This is a genomic window from Streptomyces exfoliatus, from assembly GCF_000725545.1.
Lineage (GTDB): Bacteria > Actinomycetota > Actinomycetes > Streptomycetales > Streptomycetaceae > Streptomyces > Streptomyces exfoliatus.
In genome coordinates, this window is sequence record NZ_JNZP01000027.1 from 42,569 (window position 1) to 61,361 (window position 18,793).

An 18,793-nucleotide genomic window follows, 5' to 3' on the forward strand; every position below is an offset into this window, starting at 1 on the left:
TTTACGCTCCTCGGACCGTCAGCAGAGTTCCCGTACGGAAGGTCACGATGTCGAAGCGCGTGCTTACGACCGAGTCCGGCGCCCCCGTCGCCGACAACCAGAACTCCGCCACCGCCGGCGTCGGTGGCCCTCTCCTCCTCCAGGACCAGCACCTGCTGGAGAAGCTCGCGCGCTTCAACCGTGAGCGGATCCCGGAGCGCGTGGTGCACGCCCGCGGCTCCGGCGCGTACGGCTACTTCGAGGTGACCGACGACGTCACCGGCTACACCAAGGCGAACTTCCTCGGTGAGGTCGGCAAGAAGACCGAGACCTTCATCCGCTTCTCCACCGTGGCCGACTCGCTCGGCGGCGCGGACGCGGTCCGCGACCCGCGCGGCTTCGCCCTGAAGTTCTACACCGAAGAGGGCAACTACGACCTCGTCGGCAACAACACCCCGGTGTTCTTCATCAAGGACCCGATCAAGTTCCCCGACTTCATCCACTCGCAGAAGCGCGACCCCTTCACGGGCAAGCAGGAGCCGGACAACGTCTGGGACTTCTGGGCGCACGCCCCCGAGGCCACCCACCAGATCACCTGGCTCATGGGCGACCGCGGCATCCCGGCCTCGTACCGTCACATGAACGGCTACGGCTCGCACACCTACCAGTGGACCAACGAGGCGGGCGAGGCCTTCTTCGTCAAGTACCACTTCAAGACGAACCAGGGCATCCGCTCCCTCTCCGCCGACCAGGCCGCCGAGCTCGTCGGCAAGGACGCCAACTCGCACCAGACCGACCTGCTCCAGGCGATCGAGCGCGGCGTGAACCCCTCCTGGACCCTCTACGTCCAGGTCATGCCGGCCGCCGAGGCCGCGGACTACCGCTTCAACCCGTTCGACCTCACCAAGGTGTGGCCGCACGCCGACTACCCCCTGCAGCGCGTGGGCCGACTGGTCCTCGACCGCAACCCGGAGAACGTCTTCGCCGAGGTCGAGCAGGCCGCGTTCTCCCCGAACAACTTCGTCCCCGGCATCGGCCCCTCGCCGGACAAGATGCTCCAGGGCCGGCTCTTCGCCTACGCGGACGCCCACCGCTACCGCCTCGGTGTGAACCACACCCTGCTCCCGGTGAACGCCCCCAAGGCGACCGTCGCGCAGAACTACGGCCGGGACGGCCTCATGGCCACCCGCAACGGTTCGCGCCACGACAAGAACTACGAGCCCAACTCGTACCAGGGCCCGGCCCAGACCGACGCCGCGCTCTCCGCGCCCCTCGCGATCCACGGCTGGACCGGCACCCACGAGGCGCCGCAGCACACCAAGGACGACGACTTCTTCCAGGCCGGTGAGCTCTACCGCCTGATGTCCGAGGACGAGAAGGGCCGTCTGATCGCCAACATCGCCGGCGGTCTGTCCCAGGTGTCCCGCGAGGACGTCATCGAGAAGAACATCGCGCACTTCGCCGCCGCCGACACGGACTACGGCAAGCGCGTGGCGGAGGCGGTCCGCGCCCTGCGCGAGGACTGACCTCACCACAACACCCAGACTGCGTACGACACCTGACGGGAGGTCAGTGTCGTACGTGGTCCGGATCGCCGACCCGGATGAGGGGTGGCCGGCGAACCGGACAAGCGTGAGGACCGCGGCGGTGCCGAGCCAGTGCGGTGGTAAGGACGCCGGGCCCCCCTTCTTGACCTGAAAGAAGGGACGGCCGGTGCGCCCGTCGACACCGCCGCGGTCCCAACGCCCCCGCAAGGGGACCCGAGACTCCTCCCGTACACGCCAGGACTCCGCCCGGCGGCGCGAACGACCCGTTCTCGGCGCCGCCCTCGCACTGCTTCGCAGGCTTCGGACGGCTGCGCCGGACTCCGTCCGTCGGCCCCGGAGCCCGTGCACCCCAAGACCCCGCCCGGCGGCGCGAACGTCCTGTCGCGCCAGCCTCGTGCCGTCGGGCGGTCATCAGACGAGAGCGCGGAACCAGGTTTACGGTCCCTGGTTCCGCGCTCTTCTGTGTGTGTACGCAACTCTGTGCGTGTGCGCAGCCCGTCCGCCCCGCAGCGCATCGTTTCTGCGGTGAATGTCCGCACCCGCTCGGTGGAGCGCACCGCGATTCGGGTCCCGTGCGCCCCTCGACCGGCGCTATCCACGGGGACATGATCAAGAACCTGATGCGCGGTCTCGCGCCGCTCGCCCTGATCCTGTCCCCGCTCGCCGTCCCCTCCCCCGCCCTCTCCGCCAACGTCGTCCTCCTCCCCGACGCGCTCGCCGCGCTCCCCGAGGCCTCGGAGGATCCGGCCGGCTACAAGGAGACGGCGTTCGCCCACTGGAACCAGGGCCTCGACCCGGCGGACGGCTGCGACACCCGCGCGGAGGTGCTCGTGGCCGAGGCCGTCGACGCCCCGAAGACCGACAAGGACTGCACCCTCACGGGAGGCACCTGGACCTCGTACTACGACGGCCAGAACGTCTCGGATCCCGCCACGCTCGTCGTCGACCACCTCGTGCCGCTCGCCGAGGCCTGGGAGTCGGGGGCGTCCGGCTGGACGGCCGCGCGCCGCGAGAAGTTCGCCAACGACCAGGGGGCGGCCGCGACCCTCGTCGCCGTCACCGCCCGCAGTCAGCGGGACAAGGCCGGGCGCGACCCCGCCGAGTGGGTGCCCGCGGAGAACGCCCGGTACTGCCGTTACGTCGGCGAATGGGTCGGCACCAAGCTGCGCTGGGGCCTGTCGGTCGACAAGGACGAGATGGAGGCGCTCAAGCTGTTCGCCGACGGTCCGTGCGAGGAGACGGTCGTGCACCGCTCGACGGCGCCTCGCTAGTGGGTGCCCCGTCGGCCCGTCGGTCGGCCCGCGCGAGCGCCAGGGTCACCGTGAGCGAGGCGAGGGCGAGCAGCACCATGCCCGTACGCGGTGACGTGTACTGGGCGAGGGTGCCGGCCAGCGCCGCGCTCACCCCCTGGAGGGCCAGCATGCCCGAGCTGTGCAGCCCGAGGGCGTGACCGCTCAGCTCCTCCGGAACCAGGGTCATCAGCCGCTCCTGGTGCAGGAGGCTCGCCCCGTAGCCGACCGCCGAGACCGTCACGGCGAGGAGCGCGAGCGGCAGCGCCGGGTCCAGGGCGAACAGCAGGAACGGCGCCGCGAGCAGCGCCTGCAGGGGGAAGCGGATCCGGCCGCGCAGCCGCGCCGGCACGAAACGGCCGATGACGGTGTCCCCGGCGAGCATCCCGAGCGCGCCACAGGCGAAGAGGAGCCCGGCGCGCTCGGGGTCGTACGGCACGAAGAGCGACTCGCAGCCCACGACGAGGCCGTTGGGCACCCACAGGGCCAGGTAGCAGCGGCGGCGCGCGGGCGACGACCACAGCCGCCGGTTGGTGCGCCAGGTCTCGGCGACCGAGGCACGGCCCTTGGCGCGCGGCGGGCGCGCGCCGAGGCCGACGCGGGCGAGGAGCGCCGCGGCGAGGTAGAGCCCGGCGCCCACGAGGACCGCGCCGCGCGGCGAGAGCAGGGCGATCAGGACGCCGCCGGTGGCGAAGCCGCCGATCTGGAAGGCGCCGACGGACATGTTCATCACCGAGCGGCCCAGGAGGTAGTTCTCGCGGGGCAGGATCTCGTTGAGGAGCCCGTAGCGCACTCCGCCGCCCAGCGAGGCCACGAGTCCCTCGGCGAACAGGATCACGAAGACCGCCCAGGTGGGCAGCGCGGGGATCGCCAGGACCGCGGTCGCCAGGGCGAAGAAGAGCCCCATCCCCGCGATCGTGGCGCGCGGCGGCAGCCGGTCGGCGGCCGAGAGCAGGGTGGTCGCGCCGACCAGCTGGGCGAGGGAGGGGCCGAACATCGCGAGGGCGGAGAGCAGCGGGGAGCCGGTCGTGCGGAAGACGAGGGTGGCGAGACCGAGCCCGGCGACCGTCTGGGCGGCGCAGTGGGCCGAGCCGGTGAGGAAGAGCGGGGTGAACTCGGGCGTGCGGAAGAGGTCGCGGTAGCGGGGCATGCCGGGGAGTCTCCGGTGCGGCTCGTGCACGCCGGTATTGTTTCGCCGGGACGCGAAAGAACGGGGGTCGGCGTCATGGGCTGGTGGCAGATCGGCACGGACTCCCTGGCCGGGAGCAGATTCGTCGTCTCGCCGCTCGCCGAGACCGTCGCGGCGTTGAAGACCCTGGACCAGGCGACCGCCGCCCACCCGGGCGAGCGGTCCTGGCTGGCCGCGCACCTCCCCGCGTACCGGGAGCGCCTCGCCGCCGAACCGCTCGACGCGCTGCTCGTACGGGCGGCCCTGGGGCCCACCTGGAACGCCGACTTCTTGACGCCGACGCCGCTGGGCGAGCGCGAGCAGTCCTTCGAGGAGGAGGTCGTGGCGGTCCGGGAGACCGAACCGGCTGATGCCGTGCCGCAGTTGGAGGTGGCGGTCGGCGGGCCCGTACCGGAGCCACTGCGGTCGGCGCGGGATCTGCCGCACCGGATGGCGGGCGTCCTGGCGTGGGTGTGGCGGGAGACGGTGCTGCCCGACTGGCCGCGCCGCCGCCGGGTCCTGGAGGCCGATGTCGTGGCGCGGACCGCACGGCTCGCCAGGGACGGCTGGGCGGCGGCGCTCGACGAGATGTGCCCGGGGAAGATGCGTTGGCTGGGCGACGGGCGTCTGCAGGTCAATCCTCGTGCGTACCCGCCGAGATGGGTCGACGGCGGCCGGCTGCTCTTCGTCCCCGTGACGCCGAGCCAGGGCTGGGTCTCCTGGGAGGGCTCCGAACGGTACGCCGTCGTGTACGCGTGCTCCGGCGCCCTCGCGGACGCGGCGGGTCCCGTGGTGCCCGAGGCACTCGGCGCGCTGCTCGGCGGGGCCCGCGCCGGGGTCCTCGTACGGCTCGGATCCCCCAAGTCCACCAGCCAGTTGGTGGCCCTGACCGGCCAGGGCCTCGGCTCGGTGGGACGGCATCTGAAGGTGCTGCTCGACGCCGGCCTCGTACGGAAGGGCCGGGCGGGACGGTCGGTCCTGTACGAGTGGACGGAGGCGGGCGCGGTGCTCGTACGGGCGGGCAGACCCTAGGCGCGCGGAACGGCCCCCGCCCCGGTGCTCCTCGGGGCGGGGGCCGTGTCAGGGCTCCCGGATCAGGCCTTGAGGCGGATCAGACCTGGAGGGCCTTGATCGCGGTCGGCGCGTGGCCGGGCTCGGTCGCGAGCTCCTCGAACTCGGTGACGTCGCTCATGTCGACCGTCTTGCTCATCGCGATGTTGGTGATGCGCTCCAGGATGGCCTCGACGACGACCGGGACCTGGTGCTCGACGGCCAGCTTCTTGGCCTCTTCGAGCGCCTCGCCCAGCTTGTCCGGGTCGGTGACGCGAATGGCCTTGACGCCCAGGCCCTCGGCGACCTTGACGTGGTCGACGCCGTAGACGCCGATCTCCGGGGTGTTGATGTTCTCGAACTCGAGGTTGACCTCGAAGTTGATGCCGAGGCCGCCCTGCGCCTGCCGGATCAGACCCAGGTAGGCGTTGTTCACGAGGACGTGGACGTAGGGGACCTTGTGCTGGGCGGCGACCGCCAGTTCCTCGATCATGAACTGGAAGTCGTAGTCGCCGGAGAGCGCGACGACCGGGGTCTCCGGGTCGGCGGTGGCGACGCCGATCGCGGCCGGGATCGTCCAGCCGAGCGGGCCGGCCTGGCCGCAGTTGATCCAGTGGCGCGGCTTGTAGACGTGCAGGAACTGCGCGGCGGCGATCTGCGAGAGGCCGATGGTGGTGACGTAGCGCGTGTCCGGGCCGAAGGCCTTGTTCATCTCCTCGTAGACGCGCTGCGGCTTGATCGGGACGTTGTCGAAGTGCGTACGGCGCTGGAGGGTGGCCTTGCGCTCCTGCGCGGACGCGGCCCAGGCGGAGAAGTCGGGCAGGGTGCCGGCGGCCTTCAGTTCCTTGGCGATCTCGATGAAGAGCTCGAGGGCGGCCTTGGCGTCGGAGGCGATGCCGTAGTCCGGGGCGAAGATCTTGCCGAGCTGGGTCGGCTCGATGTCGACGTGGACGAACTTCCGGCCCTTGGTGTAGGCGTCCAGGTTGTAACCGGTGTGGCGGTTGGCCCAGCGGTTGCCGATGCCGAGGACGAAGTCCGACTCCAGGAAGGTCGCGTTGCCGTAGCGGTGCGCGGTCTGGACGCCGACCATGCCGGCGGCCAGCTCGTGGTCGTCCGGGATGGTGCCCCAGCCCATGAGGGTGGAGATGACCGGGATGCCGGTCAGTTCGGCGAACTCGACGAGGAGGTCGGTGGCGTCGGCGTTGATGATGCCGCCGCCGGCGACGATCAGCGGGCGCTCGGACTCCAGGAGGAAGCTCAGCGCCTTGGCCGCCTGCGCGCGGGTGGCGCGGGGCTGGTAGACCGGCAGCGGCTCGTAGGTCTCCGGGTCGAACTCGATCTCGGTCAGCTGGACGTCGATCGGCAGGTCGATGAGGACCGGGCCGGGACGGCCGGAGCGCATCAGGTGGAAGGCCTGCTGGAACACGCCGGGGACCTGAGCGGCCTCCAGGACGGTGGTGGCGGCCTTCGTGACCGGCTTGGCGATCGAGGCGATGTCGACGGCCTGGAAGTCCTCCTTGTGGAGCTTCGAGACCGGAGCCTGACCGGTGATGCAGAGGATCGGGATGGAGTCGGCGATCGCCGAGTACAGGCCGGTGATCATGTCGGTGCCGGCCGGTCCCGACGTACCGATGCAGACACCGATGTTGCCGGCCTTGGCGCGGGTGTAGCCCTCGGCCATGTGGGACGCGCCCTCGACGTGGCGGGCGAGCGTGTGGTTGACGCCGCCCACGTTCTTGAGCTCGCGGTAGAAGGGGTTGATCGCCGCGCCGGGGACGCCGAACGCCTGGGTGACGCCTTCGCGCTTGAGGATCTCAACGGCCGCTGCGGCGGCGGTCATACGAGGCATGGGAGTGCTCCTGCTTCGGCCGGGCGGATCCGAGCCCACCGGTCTGCTCCGAGAGCCCGGTACGGCTGGTCTCCGCTTGTTTCCGTAATGCGGAAATACTGTTCTGCTATACGGAAGCAATGTAGGTCGGGCCCCGGAGAGCCGTCAAGAGAAGTCCGCCCGCCGGGACGGAGGAAGTGGCCGAAGTGCCTCCCCCGGAGGGGCGGATGGGTGGACGATGGGGCGGTCGGAACGACAGGGGGTTGACCGTGGGCGAGTCGGTACCGGTGCGCTGTCCTGAATGCCTGCACACGCAGGCGTACGCGGCGCCCGTCTTCCCCTGCGCGTGCGGAAGCCCGGTGGCACCGCCCGTGAAGGCCGGCGCGACGGCGGAACGGATCACGCACCGGAACTGGACGGACGCGTGGGTCACCGTCCGCTGCGAAGCGTGCGGACGGGAGGACGACTGGCCCCACCCGGAACTGGGCTGCTCGTGCGGGACGGTCCTGCGGGTACCGGTCCGGCCGGTTCCACCCGTTCGACCGGTGGAGCCGGTGGCTTCCGGAGGGACGGACGAGGCGGAAGTGGACGGCTCGGACCCCGGAGCGGTCGGGGACGTCGCGGACGTCGGCGGGCCGGTTTCGACCGGGTCCGCCCCGGCCTGGCCCCAGGGGCCCCGGACGGTCGACCGCGGCTCGGAGTGGTTCGGCGCCGGTCCTGCCGGCGGCCGCGGCGCGGGTACGGGTACGGGCGGACAGGGTGCGGCCGGCGTCCGCGCGAGCGACACCGGCACCCCTTACGGCGGACCGGACACCAGCGCACCCGGCACCGGCAGCGGCACCGGCGGGCCCGACTCCGGCCGGTCCGGCCCGGGGCCGCAGCCCGAGCCCGAGGATCCGCCCCGCGCGACCGCGTCCCCGACGCCGCCCCCGTCACACGGGCCCCAGGGGCCCCACGCACCCCTCACGCCCCCACGATCGCGCCCGTTCGCCGAGCGCTACCCCGTGCACATACCGCTGCCGCCCACCGGCCCCCGCCCCGCTCCGGCCCGGGGCACCTTCCAGCCCCTGACCATCAGGACCGCGCGGGACGCGGTCGCCGCTGCCGCGGAGTACCTGCGGTGGCTCGGGTTCCGGGACGTCGTCCAGCCGGAGGAGCGCCCCGCGTCCGGTGTGGACCTGCGGGCCCCCGGGCTCGTCGCGCAGGTCGACCCCAGCACCCGGCCCACCGGACTCAGGGCAGTCGAGTGCCTGTGGCTCAACGGACTCAGCACCTCCGCCGTGAGCGTGTGCTTCTCGCTGGCCGGCTACACACCGGAGGCCCGCTCACGCGCCGCCGAGATCGGTCTCCCGCTCTTCGTCCTGGACCTGACGGGCACCCCGCAGCCGGTGAACGACGCCGCCGACGGCCTGGCCACGGGCGCCTGAGCCCTCCGCGCCGGGATCCCGGGCCGGTACCCCAGGACCTCGACATCCGAAATCGGCCATTCACGCGTGACGATCACGGTCTTCCGGGCACAACACCCTCGGGGGGTGGGCGTCATGCCGACGGGGATGTGGTGGTTCATCGGAGCGGCCTGCGGGCAGCTGCTGCTCGCCGCCGTGCTGTGGGGAACCCGCAGCCGGAGAAGCGGAGCGCCGCCCCCTGACGAGGTGCCGCCGCCGCAGGCCCTGGCGCTGCTGCGGGGCGGGCGGCGGGCCGCCGTCACCGTGGCGCTCGTGGCACTGCACCAGCGCGGGGCGGTCGCGGCGGGCCGCAAACATACGATTCGGGCCAACGGCGGACCGGGGCGGACCGCCGACCCCGTACAGCTGGGTGTGCACCGGGCGCTCCGCCGGGCCTTCCCGCTGCGGGACCTCGTGCTGCGTCCCGAGGCGCGGCGGGCGGTGGACTCGCTGCGGAGCGAACTGCGGGCGGCCGGCCTGCTCGGATCGCCCGGGCGGCTGGGGGCGGCCAGCGCGCTGCTCGGCTGCGTACCCCTGACGCTGGCGGTGGGGGCGTACGCGACGGCGCCGTCCGGTGCGGTGTTGACCGTGGTGTTCGCGGCGGGTGCGCTGCCGCTGCTCGCGGCGCTGACACTGTTGCGGCTGCTGCCGCCGACCCGGGCGGCGCGGCGCCTCCTCGCCGCCCTGCGGGAGCGGTATCCGCTGCCGGCGCACCGGGGCGAGGTGACGGACGGCCGGCTGGTCCAGCTGTACGTGGCGTTGTACGGCGATCCGGCGCTCGCCCTGTTCCTGCCCCGTTTCTCGCGGGAGGGCGGGCTGCTCGACCGGCCGGCGGAGGCGGACCGGAACCGGCCGCCGCCGGATCCCCGTCCGGCCACGGGTGACCGTCCGGGGTGAGCCCGCGCCATACTGTCGTATGCGCATCAGAGCGGCCGCTCCGGCCGAACTCCCGCTGCTCCAGGACATCGAACGGGCGGCGGGCGAGCCGTTCCGCACCCTCGGCATGGCGGCGATCGCCGACGACGACCCCCTGCCGCTGGACGTCATGGAGTCGTACCGCTGCGCGGGCCGGGCGTGGGTGGCGGTGGACGCCGCCGATCGTCCGGTCGCGTATCTCCTCGCCGACACGGTCGACGGCGCCGCCCACATCGAGCAGGTGTCGGTGCATCCCGGGGCCGCGCGCCGGGGCGTCGGCCGGGCGCTGATCGAGCACCTGGCCGCGTCCGCCAGGGAGCAGGGCCTGGCGGCGCTGACCCTGACGACGTTCACCGAGGTGCCGTGGAACGCCCCGTACTACACGCGGCTCGGCTTCCGCCCGCTCGCGGAGTCCGACCCGGCCCTGACGGAGGGCCTGCGCGCCATCAGCCGCGCCGAGGCCGCCCACGGCCTCTCCGTCTGGCCCCGTGTCTGCATGCGCCGGGAGGTGGAGGGGTCCGCCCCTTGAGGACCCCTCGCGCGCGGTCCGGCGCGCCGCACCCGATGCCCGGTGCGTCCCCCCGCCATGCGGTGCGCCCCACCCGCCGTGCGGTGCGTCCCACCCGGCGTGCGGTGCGTCCCACCCGGCATGCGGTGCGCCTCACCCGCTCTCCTCACTCGGGCCCGTCGCGTACGCCAACGGCGGCGCGATCGCGCGTACGTCGACCTGCTCCGCCACCCACAGTCCGATGAACAGCGCGGCGGTCGCCTCCAGCAGTCCGGCCCGGTCCAGGCCGCCTCCGGGCACCGGCTCGCAGCCCACGTCCCGTACCAGCTCGTACACCCGGGCGAGCGCCGCCTCGTCGTCCCCGCAGACGGGAACCGCGAGGGGCTGACCGTCGAAGGCCGGCGGGGTCATCCGCCACACGTCCTCGTGGCAGAGGTTGAAGGCCTTGACGACCCGCGCACCCGGTGCCGCCGCGGCGAGACGGCGCGCCGCCGAGGGCCCGCCCTCCGTCAGCAGCCGGAAGCCGGGCCCGACCGGATTGGCGCAGTCGAGCAGGACCTTCCCGCTCAGCGCCCCCCGCAACGCCCTGACGACGTCGGTCCCGGCGCCGTACGGCAGGGCGGCCAGCACGACCTCGCCGAAGCGCGCCGCCTCGTCCGGACCGCCGTGTCCCGCGGAGCCCCCGATGCGTGTCGCGAGCCGTCGGGCCTTCCCCTCGTCCCGGCCTCCGACGAACACCTCGTGCCCGGCCCTCACCCAGTGCGTGGCCAGCGCGTCGGCCATGTTCCCCGTTCCCAGCACACCGATCTTCAACGTTCCGCCCCTCTCCGCGTCTGCCTCATCCGCTTCGGGGACGAGACTAGGAAACCCGTCAGGCACCATTCGGTACGTGACGACCGACGCCTATCTCGCCGACTGCCGCGCCCGCCTCGCCTTCGACCTGCTCTCCCACACCTGGAACGCCGTGCTGATCTGGAGCCTGCGGGAGGGGCCCAGGCGCCCCGGCGAACTCCGTGAGCGCATCGGCGGCATCAGCCCCAAGGTGCTGACCGAGACGCTGCGCCGGCTGGAGTTCAACGGCCTCGTGGAGAGACGTTCCTACGCCGAGGCACCACCCCGCGTCGAGTACGAACTCACCGCCCTGGGAAGGACGTTGCTGGGTCCGATCGACGCGTTCGGCGCCTGGGCCTTCGAGCACGGCGACGAGGTCATGGCCGCCCAGGAGCGCAACGGCGGGTGAGCCCCGGGGCGTCGCCGGCATGTCAGGGCGTACGCCCGGTGTCTCCGTACCGCTGCCGCAGTTCCACCTTCCGCACCTTGCCGCTCACCGTCATCGGGAAGTCGGTGAGGATCTCCACCCTGCGCGGGATCTTGTAGTGGGCGAGCCGGTCCCGGCAGAAGGCGGTGAGCTCCTCCAGGGTGGGGGCGTCGGCGGGGTCGCGGGGGACGACGCAGGCCAGGATCTCCTCGCCGTAGTGCTCGTCGGGGACTCCCACGACCTGCACGTCGGCGATCTTCGGGTGTCCGTGGAGGAACTCCTCGATCTCGCGCGGGTACACGTTCTCGCCACCCCGGATGATCATGTCCTTGATGCGGCCGACGATCTGCACGTAGCCGTCGTCGCGCATCACCGCCAGGTCCCCGGTGCGCATCCAGCGGCCGGCGTCGATCGCCTCCGCGGTCTTCTCCGGTTCGTTCCAGTAGCCGAGCATCACGCTGTAGCCGCGGGTGCGGAGTTCTCCCGCCGTGCCGCGCTCCACGGTGACGCCGGTCGCCGGGTCGCTGATCTTCACCTCGACGTGCGGCATCACTCGGCCGACCGTGCCCGTGCGGCGCTCCAGGTCGTCGTCGCGCCGGGTCTGGGTGGAGACGGGCGAGGTCTCCGTCATGCCGTAACAGATCGACACCTCGGCCATGTTCATCTCGGCGACGACCCGCTTCATCACCTCGACGGGGCACGGCGAGCCCGCCATGATCCCGGTGCGGAGGGTGGAGAGGTCGTACGAGGCGAAGTCGGGCAGGTTCAGCTCGGCGATGAACATCGTCGGGACGCCGTAGAGCGAGGTGCACCGCTCCTCCTGCACCGCCCTGAGCGTGGCCGCCGGGTCGAAGGAGGGCGCGGGGATCACCATGCAGGCGCCGTGCGAGGTGGCGGCCAGATTCCCCATGACCATGCCGAAGCAGTGGTAGAAGGGCACCGGGAGGCAGATCCGGTCCTGCTCGGTGTAGGCGATCATCTCGCCGACGAAGTAACCGTTGTTGAGGATGTTGTGGTGGGAGAGCGTGGCTCCCTTCGGGAAGCCCGTCGTCCCCGAGGTGTACTGGATGTTGACGGGTTCGTCGCAGGACAGCGGCTCGGGGCGCAGCTCTCCGGGCGTACGGGTGAGGTACGCGTCCCAGCTCTCGTCCCCGAAGTAGACCGCCTCGCGCAACTCCGGGCACTTGGCGCGCACTTGCTCGACCATCGCCCGGTAGTCGCTCGTCCTGTGGGCGAGCGAGGCGAAGAGCAGGGTGATCCCCGCCTGGTTGAGGACGTAGGCCAACTCATGTGCGCGATAAGCCGGGTTGATGGTGACCATGACGGCGCCGATGCGGGCGGTGGCGTACTGGACGAGGACCCACTCGGCGCAGTTGACCGCCCAGATGCCGACCCGGTCGCCCTTCCGTACGCCGCTGCCGAGCAGGGCCCCGGCGAGGCGGTCGACGTCGGCGCCGAACCGGGCGTACGTCCAGCGGCGTCCGGTGGGGACGTCGACGAGCGCCTCCCGGTCGGGCCAGGCGGCGACGGCCCGGTCCAGGTTGGCGCCGATGGTGTCGCCGAGGAGGGCGGTGGTGGACACCCCGTGGGCGTACGAGAGTTCCTTGGGCGCACTCACGTGAGGTCCCCTTCCGCGTACTCCTTGCCGCCGCCTTCCGCCGTGAGCCGGCGCAGCTCCACGCGCCGGATCTTGCCCGAGACCGTCTTGGGCAGCTCGGCGAACTCGATGCGCCGGATCCGCTTGTACGGGGCGAGGACCGCGCGCGAGTGGGCGAAGAGGGCCTTCGCGGTCTCCTCGCCCGGCTCCCAGCCGGCCGCGAGGACGACGTACGCCTTGGGGACGGCGAGCCGCAGCGGATCGGGGGCGGGGACGACGGCCGCCTCGGCGACGGCCTCGTGCTCCAGGAGGGCGCTCTCCAGCTCGAAGGGGCTGATCTTGTAGTCGGAGGCCTTGAAGACGTCGTCGGCGCGCCCGATGTACGTGATGTAGCCGTCCTCGTCCCGTGAGCCGATGTCTCCGGTGCGGTAGTAGCCGTCGGCCATCGCCTCGGCCGTCTTCTCCGGGTCGCCGTGGTAGCCGGTCATCAGGCCCACCGGGTTGGCGGACAGGTCGAGGCAGATCTCGCCCTCCGCCACGTCCGGCGCTCCGCTGACCGGGTCGACGAGGGTGACGCGGAAGCCGGGGCTCGGGCGGCCCATGGAGCCCTCCTTGAGCCGCTGGCCGGGGCTGTTGGAGACCTGGACGGCGGTCTCGGTCTGGCCGAAGCCGTCCCGGACGGTGACGCCCCAGGCGCGCCGCACCGACTCGATGACCTCGGGGTTGAGCGGTTCGCCCGCGGCGACGACCTCGCGCGGCGGGGCCTTCAGGCGGCTCAGGTCGGCCTGGACCAGCATCCGCCACACGGTCGGCGGGGCGCAGAAGCTGGTGACGCCGTTCCGGTCCATCTCGCCCATCAGCCGGGCCGGATCGAAGCGCGTGTAGTTGTGGACGAAGACGGTCGCCTCCGCGTTCCACGGGGCGAACAGGTTGGACCAGGCGTGCTTGGCCCAGCCGGGCGAGGAGATGTTGAGGTGCACGTCGCCCGGCCTGAGGCCGATCCAGTACATCGTCGAGAGGTGCCCCACCGGGTACGAGGTGTGGGTGTGCTCGACCAGCTTGGGCCGGGCGGTCGTACCGGAGGTGAAGTACAGCATCAGGGTGTCGTCGGCGAGGGTGACGCCGTCGGGCTCGAACACGTCGGACTCGCCGTCGGCGAGCTCGTACCCCAGCCAGCTCACGCCGTCGCCGCCGACCGCGATCCGGGTGTAATCCCCGGGGATGTCGTCGAACTTGGCGGTGTCCTCGGCGCGAGCGATCACATGGCGGGCGCGGCCCCGCTCGACGCGGTCGCGGAGGTCGGCCGGGCCGAGGAGCGGGGTGGCGGGGATGACGACGGCGCGCAGCTTCATCGCGGCGAGGACGGTCTCCCACAGCTCGACCTGGTTGCCGAGCATCACGATGATCCGGTCGCCGGCGCGCACGCCCTGGGCCCTGAGCCAGTTCGCGACCCGGTTAGAGCGGGCGGCCATCCCGGCGAAGGACACCTTCGTCTCGGAGCCGTCCTCCTCGACGAGGTGGAGCGCGGTCCTCCCGTTCCCCTCGGCGATGACGTCGAACCAGTCGAGCGCCCAGTTGAACCGGTCGGACCGGGGCCAGGCGAAGCCCTCGTAGGCCGTCTCGTAGTCCTCGCGATGCTGGAGCAGGAAGTCCCGGGCGGCCCGGAACCTCTCCGTCGCGCCGGTCGCGCTCGTCACGGTCATATGTCCTCCTCGTTGCGGCACCGGTCCCGGACATCGTGTAATCAGTGACCCAGGTCTCACTACCCCCGTTCGGGGGTGAACCGGCCGGCCTGCGACGGGGAGACAGGAGAGAGCGGTGCGGGAGCACACCGGATCCACGGAGCTGCGCGGGGCACTGCTGCGGCTGCGCCGCGCCACCGGCCTCCCGGTCGTCTTCGGCGGACTGCTTCACGACGGGCGCGTGCTGCGGATCGGCGAGCTGAACGGGGCGGTGACCCCGGCCCTCCGTGGGCTCACGATCACGACGGGCTCGGGTCTCGGCGGGAAGTGCCTGGCCCTCGCACGGCCGTGCGCGGTGACGGACTACCCCTCGGCGCGGCACATCACGCACGAGTACGACGGCCCGGTGTCCGCCGAGGGCTTGCGCTCGGTGATCGCGGTGCCGGTCGTCGTACGCCGGAAGGTACGGGGCGTGCTGTACGGGGCGATGCGCGACGCCCTGCCGATCGGCGAGCGGGTCTTCGACGCGGCGGTGGCGGCGGCCCGGGACGTGGAGCAGGCGCTCGCGGTACGCGACGAGGTCGGCCGGCTGCTCGCGCCGCCGGCCTCGGGGCCGTCCTGGGAGGAGGTGCGGCGGGCGTACGGGGAGCTGCGCGAGCTGGCGCCCCGGGTCGCGGACCCGGAGCTGCGGGAGCGGCTGCTCGCGGTGTGCGGGCGCCTGGAGTCGGCCTCGGGCTCCGCCACGGCCACGGCCTCCGGCTCCGCGGCGGGGCCGGCCCTGACGCCGCGCGAGACGGACGTCCTGGCGGCGGTGGCCTCGGGGGCGACGAACGCGACGGCGGCGGCGCGTCTCGGCCTGCGGCCGGAGACGGTGAAGGGCTACCTGCGCTCGGCGATGCGGAAGCTGGGGGCGCACACGCGCATGGAGGCGGTGGTGGCGGCGCGGCGGGCCGGGGCGCTGCCGTGACGCGCTCCTGCACTGGGTGCCAGCCCGGCCTCCGCCGGCGCCGTACAGCCCCCTTCGGTCGTCATCGCCGCGCCCGGTCAGGCGTCGTGGAGTCGGGGTTCGCCGTCACCGGTCAGGTTGGTCTGACTGGTGACCGTCCCCTGGACGAGCAGGGAGGAGGCCGTTCCCGGAACGACGTCAGACGAAGTGGTCCCGCGCTTCCTGCTGGGGGCCGCGCAGCAGACAGCTGATGGCCTCGTACGTGTCCGCTCCCAGGAAATAGGGGCCGGTGTGGTGCATCAGAAAGAATCGCCCGGTCTCGTCGATGAGGACGATGGCCCCGTCGAACGACTCGTACCCCACGGGAAAGAGCTTCTTGCCGACGTTCGCGGCGAGTTCGGCGACGTCCTCGCCGCTCTCGTCGTAGATCCAGTGCGGCGTGAATCCGACGGAGTCGGGCGGGGTTCCCGGAACCACCAGGCGCAGTCCGCCGAATTCCCTGACGAAGTCCTGGGCGGCCGGGAACGGTTCGACCGGATGACCCTCCTCCGCGAATCGGTCGGTCACGAAGCTCAGGAGCTCAGGCAGCTGCGAACCGATGTCACGCCCCCGGGACCAGCCCGCCTCGGTGAGAGCGGCCTCGACTTCCTCCACTGTCATTCTCGGCACGGCGTGCTCTCAGCCCTTCCTCGGCGCCCTGCAGGCCCTTGTCGAAGCCGTCCATGAGGTGCTTACGGGCCAGGGGAACTGGCGATCCATCAGGAGCGCGCCTCACCCTGGCGGATGTCGTACGGCGTGCCCGGAGGCGTCATGAGCCGGAGGGTCCGCTCGGCCTCGGCCGTGAGCGCGGCACGCCGGGCACGCGTCACGGGCGCGAAGGGTTCGACGGTGAGGGTGGTGCGGTCCTTCGCCTCGTCCAGGGACCAGGTCCCGGCGAGGAAGCCGTCGAGGAGGAAGACGCGGTGCGCCTGGTTGCCGCTCCAGGTGCGGGAGCGGTGCTCGGCGGGAACGACCCGGGTGCGGTCGGCGTGCGACAGGAGCAGGTTGTCGAACTCGGGCAGGAAGCGGGGCGGGGCCGGGGTGTCCTCGTCGGGCCGGGGCGCGTCGGGGAGGTCGAACAGCTCGGTGCCGCGCTCGTCCTGGAAGACGAGCAGCCGGGGCCGGAGCCGCTCGAAGGCATCACCGAGCCGGGTCATGCCGCACCAGGCCTGCATGTCCTTGACGGAGGCGGGCCCGAAGGCCGCGAGATAGCGCAGCACGGTCTCGTCGAGACCGGCGGCCCGGTCGGCGACCCCTTGGAACCAGGTGCCGGTCGTGGTGAGCGCGACCTGTCCGCCGCGCCCCCAGAGGCCGCGCGGGGTGACCTGCACCAGGGGAAGGAGGCAGCGGGCGGCGACGGAGAGGGACTGCGGGTCGGCGCCGGGCCACTCCTTCAGGAGCTCCTCGCGCAGTTCCTTGGGGGTACGGGGCCGCTCCTCGACGAGCGTGCGGGAGCGGGCCGCCAGCCGGTCGAGGTCGACGCCGTCGAGCCCGCCGCGGGAGACGAAGGCGGCGAGCTCCCGGTCGACGGCCCCGGACTGGAAGAGCCCGCGCAGCGCGACGGCGTCCTCGGCGGTGTGGGTGTGGACGGTGGACCGCATGGTCACGATGCGGGCGACGGCCCGGGACTCCATCAGCGCGGACAGCCGCTCGGGCCGGAACCCGTCGAGGCGGGCGGCGAGTGCGTAGTACGGCGGCTTGGGGTTCTGCGCCTGGAGACCGAGGAGGTGACCGACGGCCTCCTCGGCACCCATCGGAGAGCGGCTCAGGAGCAGCTGGCGGGCGAGGGTGGCACGGTTGAGGGCGCGCGGGCCGAGCACGGGGCGGGTCGTCTTGAGGGCCATGGCGGCACGCTACTCGGGCTTGCGGACAGGGACGGTCCGCAAGGGGGCCGGGTGCGCCGTACCGCTCGAAGCTGCGGGGCGGGACGCCGCAGCGGACCGTGCCCGCCTATATCCTGCCCGGGAGACGACCGAGGATATGTACGACATATCCCGCCAGGCGACCAGGAGGTGTCCGACGATGTCCGACCGCCGTCCCCGCGCGGCATGGCGCCGCTCCCCGGCGGAACCGCCCGCGACCGCCGCCTCCCCCTCCCCGGAGCCACCCACGGACCGGCCGAGCGTGATGCAGGCCGGCCTGTACCGAGACGGCCACCGGGTCTCCTCCCCCGCGACGCTCGCGGAGACGTTCCGCCAGCTGCGCGAACACCCGGACGGCATGGCCTGGATCGGCCTCCAGCGCCCGACCGAGCAGGAACTACACTCCCTGGCAGCCGAGTTCGACCTCCACGAGCTGGCCGTCGAGGACGCGATGGAGGCCCACCAGCGCCCCAAGCTGGAACGGTACGGCAGCACCCTCTTCGTCGTCCTGCGCGCCGCCCGCTACCTGGACGCCCAGGAGGAGGTGGAGTTCGGCGAACTCCACGTCTTCGTGGGCCCGGACTTCCTGATCACGGTCCGCCACGGCGCCGCCCCGGACCTCTCCACGGTCCGCCGCCGCATGGAGAAGGACCCCGAACTCCTCGCCCTGGGACCGGAAGCGGTCCTGTACGCGATCCTCGACGCGGTCGTCGACGGCTACGCACCGGTGGTGGCGGGCGTCCAGAACGACATCGACGAGATCGAGACGGAGGTCTTCGGCGGCGACCCGGCGGTCTCCCGCCGCATCTACGAACTCTCCCGCGAGATGGTCGAGTTCCAGCGCGCGACCCGCCCCCTGGTGGGCATGCTCCACGCCCTGATGGCCGGCTTCGCGAAGTACGGCACCGACGAGGAACTCCAGCGCTACCTGCGCGACGTAGCCGACCACGTCACCCACACCAGCGAACGCGTCGACGGCTTCCGCCAGGCCCTGACGGACATCCTCACGGTCAACGCGACCCTGGTCACCCAGCAACAGAACGCGGAGATGCGGGCGCTGGCGGAGGCGGGCTTCGAACAGAACGAGGAGATCAAGAAGATCTCCTCGTGGGCGGCCATTCTGTTCGCACCCACGCTGGTGGGAACGATCTACGGGATGAACTTCGACGCGATGCCGGAGCTGGACTGGGCCTTCGGCTACCCGTTCGCGATCCTGCTGATGGCGGTGGTGTGCACCAGCCTGTACGTGGTCTTCAAGCGGCGGGACTGGCTGTAGGAACCGGTTCGCGGGTCGTGGTCGAGCGCCCGAAGTCCCGCCGGCACCGACGACCGCTACACGGGCGCGGCTCCGTGACCAGTCCACCGCAGGTGCGGCTCGGCATCGAAAACCCTCTCGGCGGCGGCCGCGTGGACCTGTCCGTCGACCGGGTTCATGGCATCTGTGTCGGTCGCATCGTCTAGATTCGTCTGCGGTTGGAATATGCCGGGTCGCGTGCGTCCGGCTACCGAAGGACGACGACGTAGGGGTCAAGGTTGCGACACTGGGGTGGGGCCGGGCCGAAAGACGGCCGGGACACTGTCGAACGGACCGACTGTTGCACGCGCGGGCGTCCGGCGGGTGATCCTTCCCGCACCGCTCGTGCGTCCACATCGCACCCGGCCTGCCTTGATCCCACCGGG

Annotated in this window: 16 protein-coding genes; 9 read left to right on the forward strand and 7 right to left on the reverse strand. The window is 72.1% G+C overall.

The genetic code is table 11. The annotated features are described in order from the left end of the window. The first annotated feature begins 47 nt into the window (after positions 1-47). Together IO20_RS0127675 and IO20_RS0127680 are read left to right on the forward strand one after the other, a co-directional pair. Positions 48-1,505 carry a catalase gene (locus IO20_RS0127675; protein ID WP_030554835.1) on the forward strand — a complete coding sequence of 486 codons (1,458 nt, stop codon included), beginning with the start codon at positions 48-50 and terminating at the stop codon, positions 1,503-1,505. A 626-nt stretch (positions 1,506-2,131) separates the two neighbouring features. Then, positions 2,132-2,797, forward strand: a complete 666-nt coding sequence (locus IO20_RS0127680) for an HNH endonuclease family protein (protein WP_030554837.1) — start codon at positions 2,132-2,134, stop codon at positions 2,795-2,797. Here the strand turns inward: IO20_RS0127680 and IO20_RS0127685 are convergent. Next, positions 2,733-3,965: an MFS transporter gene (locus IO20_RS0127685; protein ID WP_030554838.1), complete on the reverse strand. Its 1,233-nt coding sequence runs from the start codon at positions 3,963-3,965 to the stop codon at positions 2,733-2,735. The two genes, IO20_RS0127680 and IO20_RS0127685, sit on opposite strands and share 65 nt — an antisense overlap. A gap of 75 nt (positions 3,966-4,040) precedes the next feature. Here IO20_RS0127685 and IO20_RS0127690 point away from each other — a divergent pair, with 75 nt between their 5' ends. Further along, a complete protein-coding gene (locus tag IO20_RS0127690) occupies positions 4,041-5,015 on the forward strand; it encodes an ArsR/SmtB family transcription factor (protein WP_030554840.1) in 975 nt (324 codons plus the stop codon). A gap of 79 nt (positions 5,016-5,094) precedes the next feature. On the opposite strand, the gene gcl is transcribed toward IO20_RS0127690, so the two are convergent. Further along, complete coding sequence (gene gcl / locus IO20_RS0127695) at positions 5,095-6,873, reverse strand: glyoxylate carboligase (RefSeq protein ID WP_030554841.1); 1,779 nt, start codon at positions 6,871-6,873, stop codon at positions 5,095-5,097. A 542-nt stretch (positions 6,874-7,415) separates the two neighbouring features. On the opposite strand from gcl, the gene IO20_RS38085 reads away from it, so the two are divergent. The 3 genes from IO20_RS38085 (at position 7,416) to IO20_RS0127710 (ending at position 9,750) form a co-directional block, all read left to right on the forward strand. After that, positions 7,416-8,288, forward strand: a complete 873-nt coding sequence (locus tag IO20_RS38085; protein WP_245685069.1) for a hypothetical protein — start codon at positions 7,416-7,418, stop codon at positions 8,286-8,288. Positions 8,289-8,402: 114 nt separating this feature from the next. Then, a complete protein-coding gene (locus tag IO20_RS0127705) occupies positions 8,403-9,203 on the forward strand; it encodes a TIGR04222 domain-containing membrane protein (RefSeq protein ID WP_051874732.1) in 801 nt (266 codons plus the stop codon). A gap of 19 nt (positions 9,204-9,222) precedes the next feature. Beyond that, the gene (locus IO20_RS0127710; protein WP_030554847.1) at positions 9,223-9,750 is read left to right on the forward strand and encodes a GNAT family N-acetyltransferase; all 528 of its coding nucleotides are present in this window, start codon (positions 9,223-9,225) and stop codon (positions 9,748-9,750) included. A gap of 132 nt (positions 9,751-9,882) precedes the next feature. Here the strand turns inward: IO20_RS0127710 and IO20_RS0127715 are convergent, their stop codons facing one another. After that, the gene (locus IO20_RS0127715; RefSeq protein WP_030554848.1) at positions 9,883-10,542 is read right to left on the reverse strand and encodes an NADPH-dependent F420 reductase; all 660 of its coding nucleotides are present in this window, start codon (positions 10,540-10,542) and stop codon (positions 9,883-9,885) included. Between the two features lie 76 nt (positions 10,543-10,618). Between IO20_RS0127715 and IO20_RS0127720 the strand changes: the two genes are divergently transcribed. Next, positions 10,619-10,969, forward strand: a complete 351-nt coding sequence (locus tag IO20_RS0127720; RefSeq protein WP_030554849.1) for a winged helix-turn-helix transcriptional regulator — start codon at positions 10,619-10,621, stop codon at positions 10,967-10,969. Between the two features lie 22 nt (positions 10,970-10,991). Here IO20_RS0127720 and IO20_RS0127725 read toward each other — a convergent pair whose 3' ends face one another. Beyond that, positions 10,992-12,605, reverse strand: a complete 1,614-nt coding sequence (locus IO20_RS0127725) for an AMP-binding protein (protein WP_030554851.1) — start codon at positions 12,603-12,605, stop codon at positions 10,992-10,994. Next, complete coding sequence (locus IO20_RS0127730) at positions 12,602-14,287, reverse strand: AMP-binding protein (protein WP_030554852.1); 1,686 nt, start codon at positions 14,285-14,287, stop codon at positions 12,602-12,604. The genes IO20_RS0127725 and IO20_RS0127730 overlap by 4 nt, the downstream gene beginning before the upstream one ends. A gap of 115 nt (positions 14,288-14,402) precedes the next feature. On the opposite strand from IO20_RS0127730, the gene IO20_RS0127735 reads away from it, so the two are divergent. Further along, positions 14,403-15,233 (forward strand): helix-turn-helix transcriptional regulator, encoded by an 831-nt coding sequence (locus IO20_RS0127735; RefSeq protein ID WP_030554854.1) that lies wholly within the window; start codon positions 14,403-14,405, stop codon positions 15,231-15,233. A gap of 177 nt (positions 15,234-15,410) precedes the next feature. Here IO20_RS0127735 and IO20_RS0127740 read toward each other — a convergent pair whose 3' ends face one another. Together IO20_RS0127740 and IO20_RS0127745 are read right to left on the reverse strand one after the other, a co-directional pair. Continuing rightward, complete coding sequence (locus tag IO20_RS0127740) at positions 15,411-15,872, reverse strand: SUKH-3 domain-containing protein (RefSeq protein WP_030554856.1); 462 nt, start codon at positions 15,870-15,872, stop codon at positions 15,411-15,413. A 98-nt stretch (positions 15,873-15,970) separates the two neighbouring features. Further along, positions 15,971-17,095 carry a winged helix DNA-binding domain-containing protein gene (locus tag IO20_RS0127745; protein WP_030554858.1) on the reverse strand — a complete coding sequence of 375 codons (1,125 nt, stop codon included), beginning with the start codon at positions 17,093-17,095 and terminating at the stop codon, positions 15,971-15,973. A gap of 178 nt (positions 17,096-17,273) precedes the next feature. On the opposite strand from IO20_RS0127745, the gene IO20_RS0127750 reads away from it, so the two are divergent. Beyond that, a complete protein-coding gene (locus IO20_RS0127750) occupies positions 17,274-18,389 on the forward strand; it encodes a magnesium and cobalt transport protein CorA (RefSeq protein ID WP_030554860.1) in 1,116 nt (371 codons plus the stop codon). Positions 18,390-18,793: the final 404 nt, after the last annotated feature.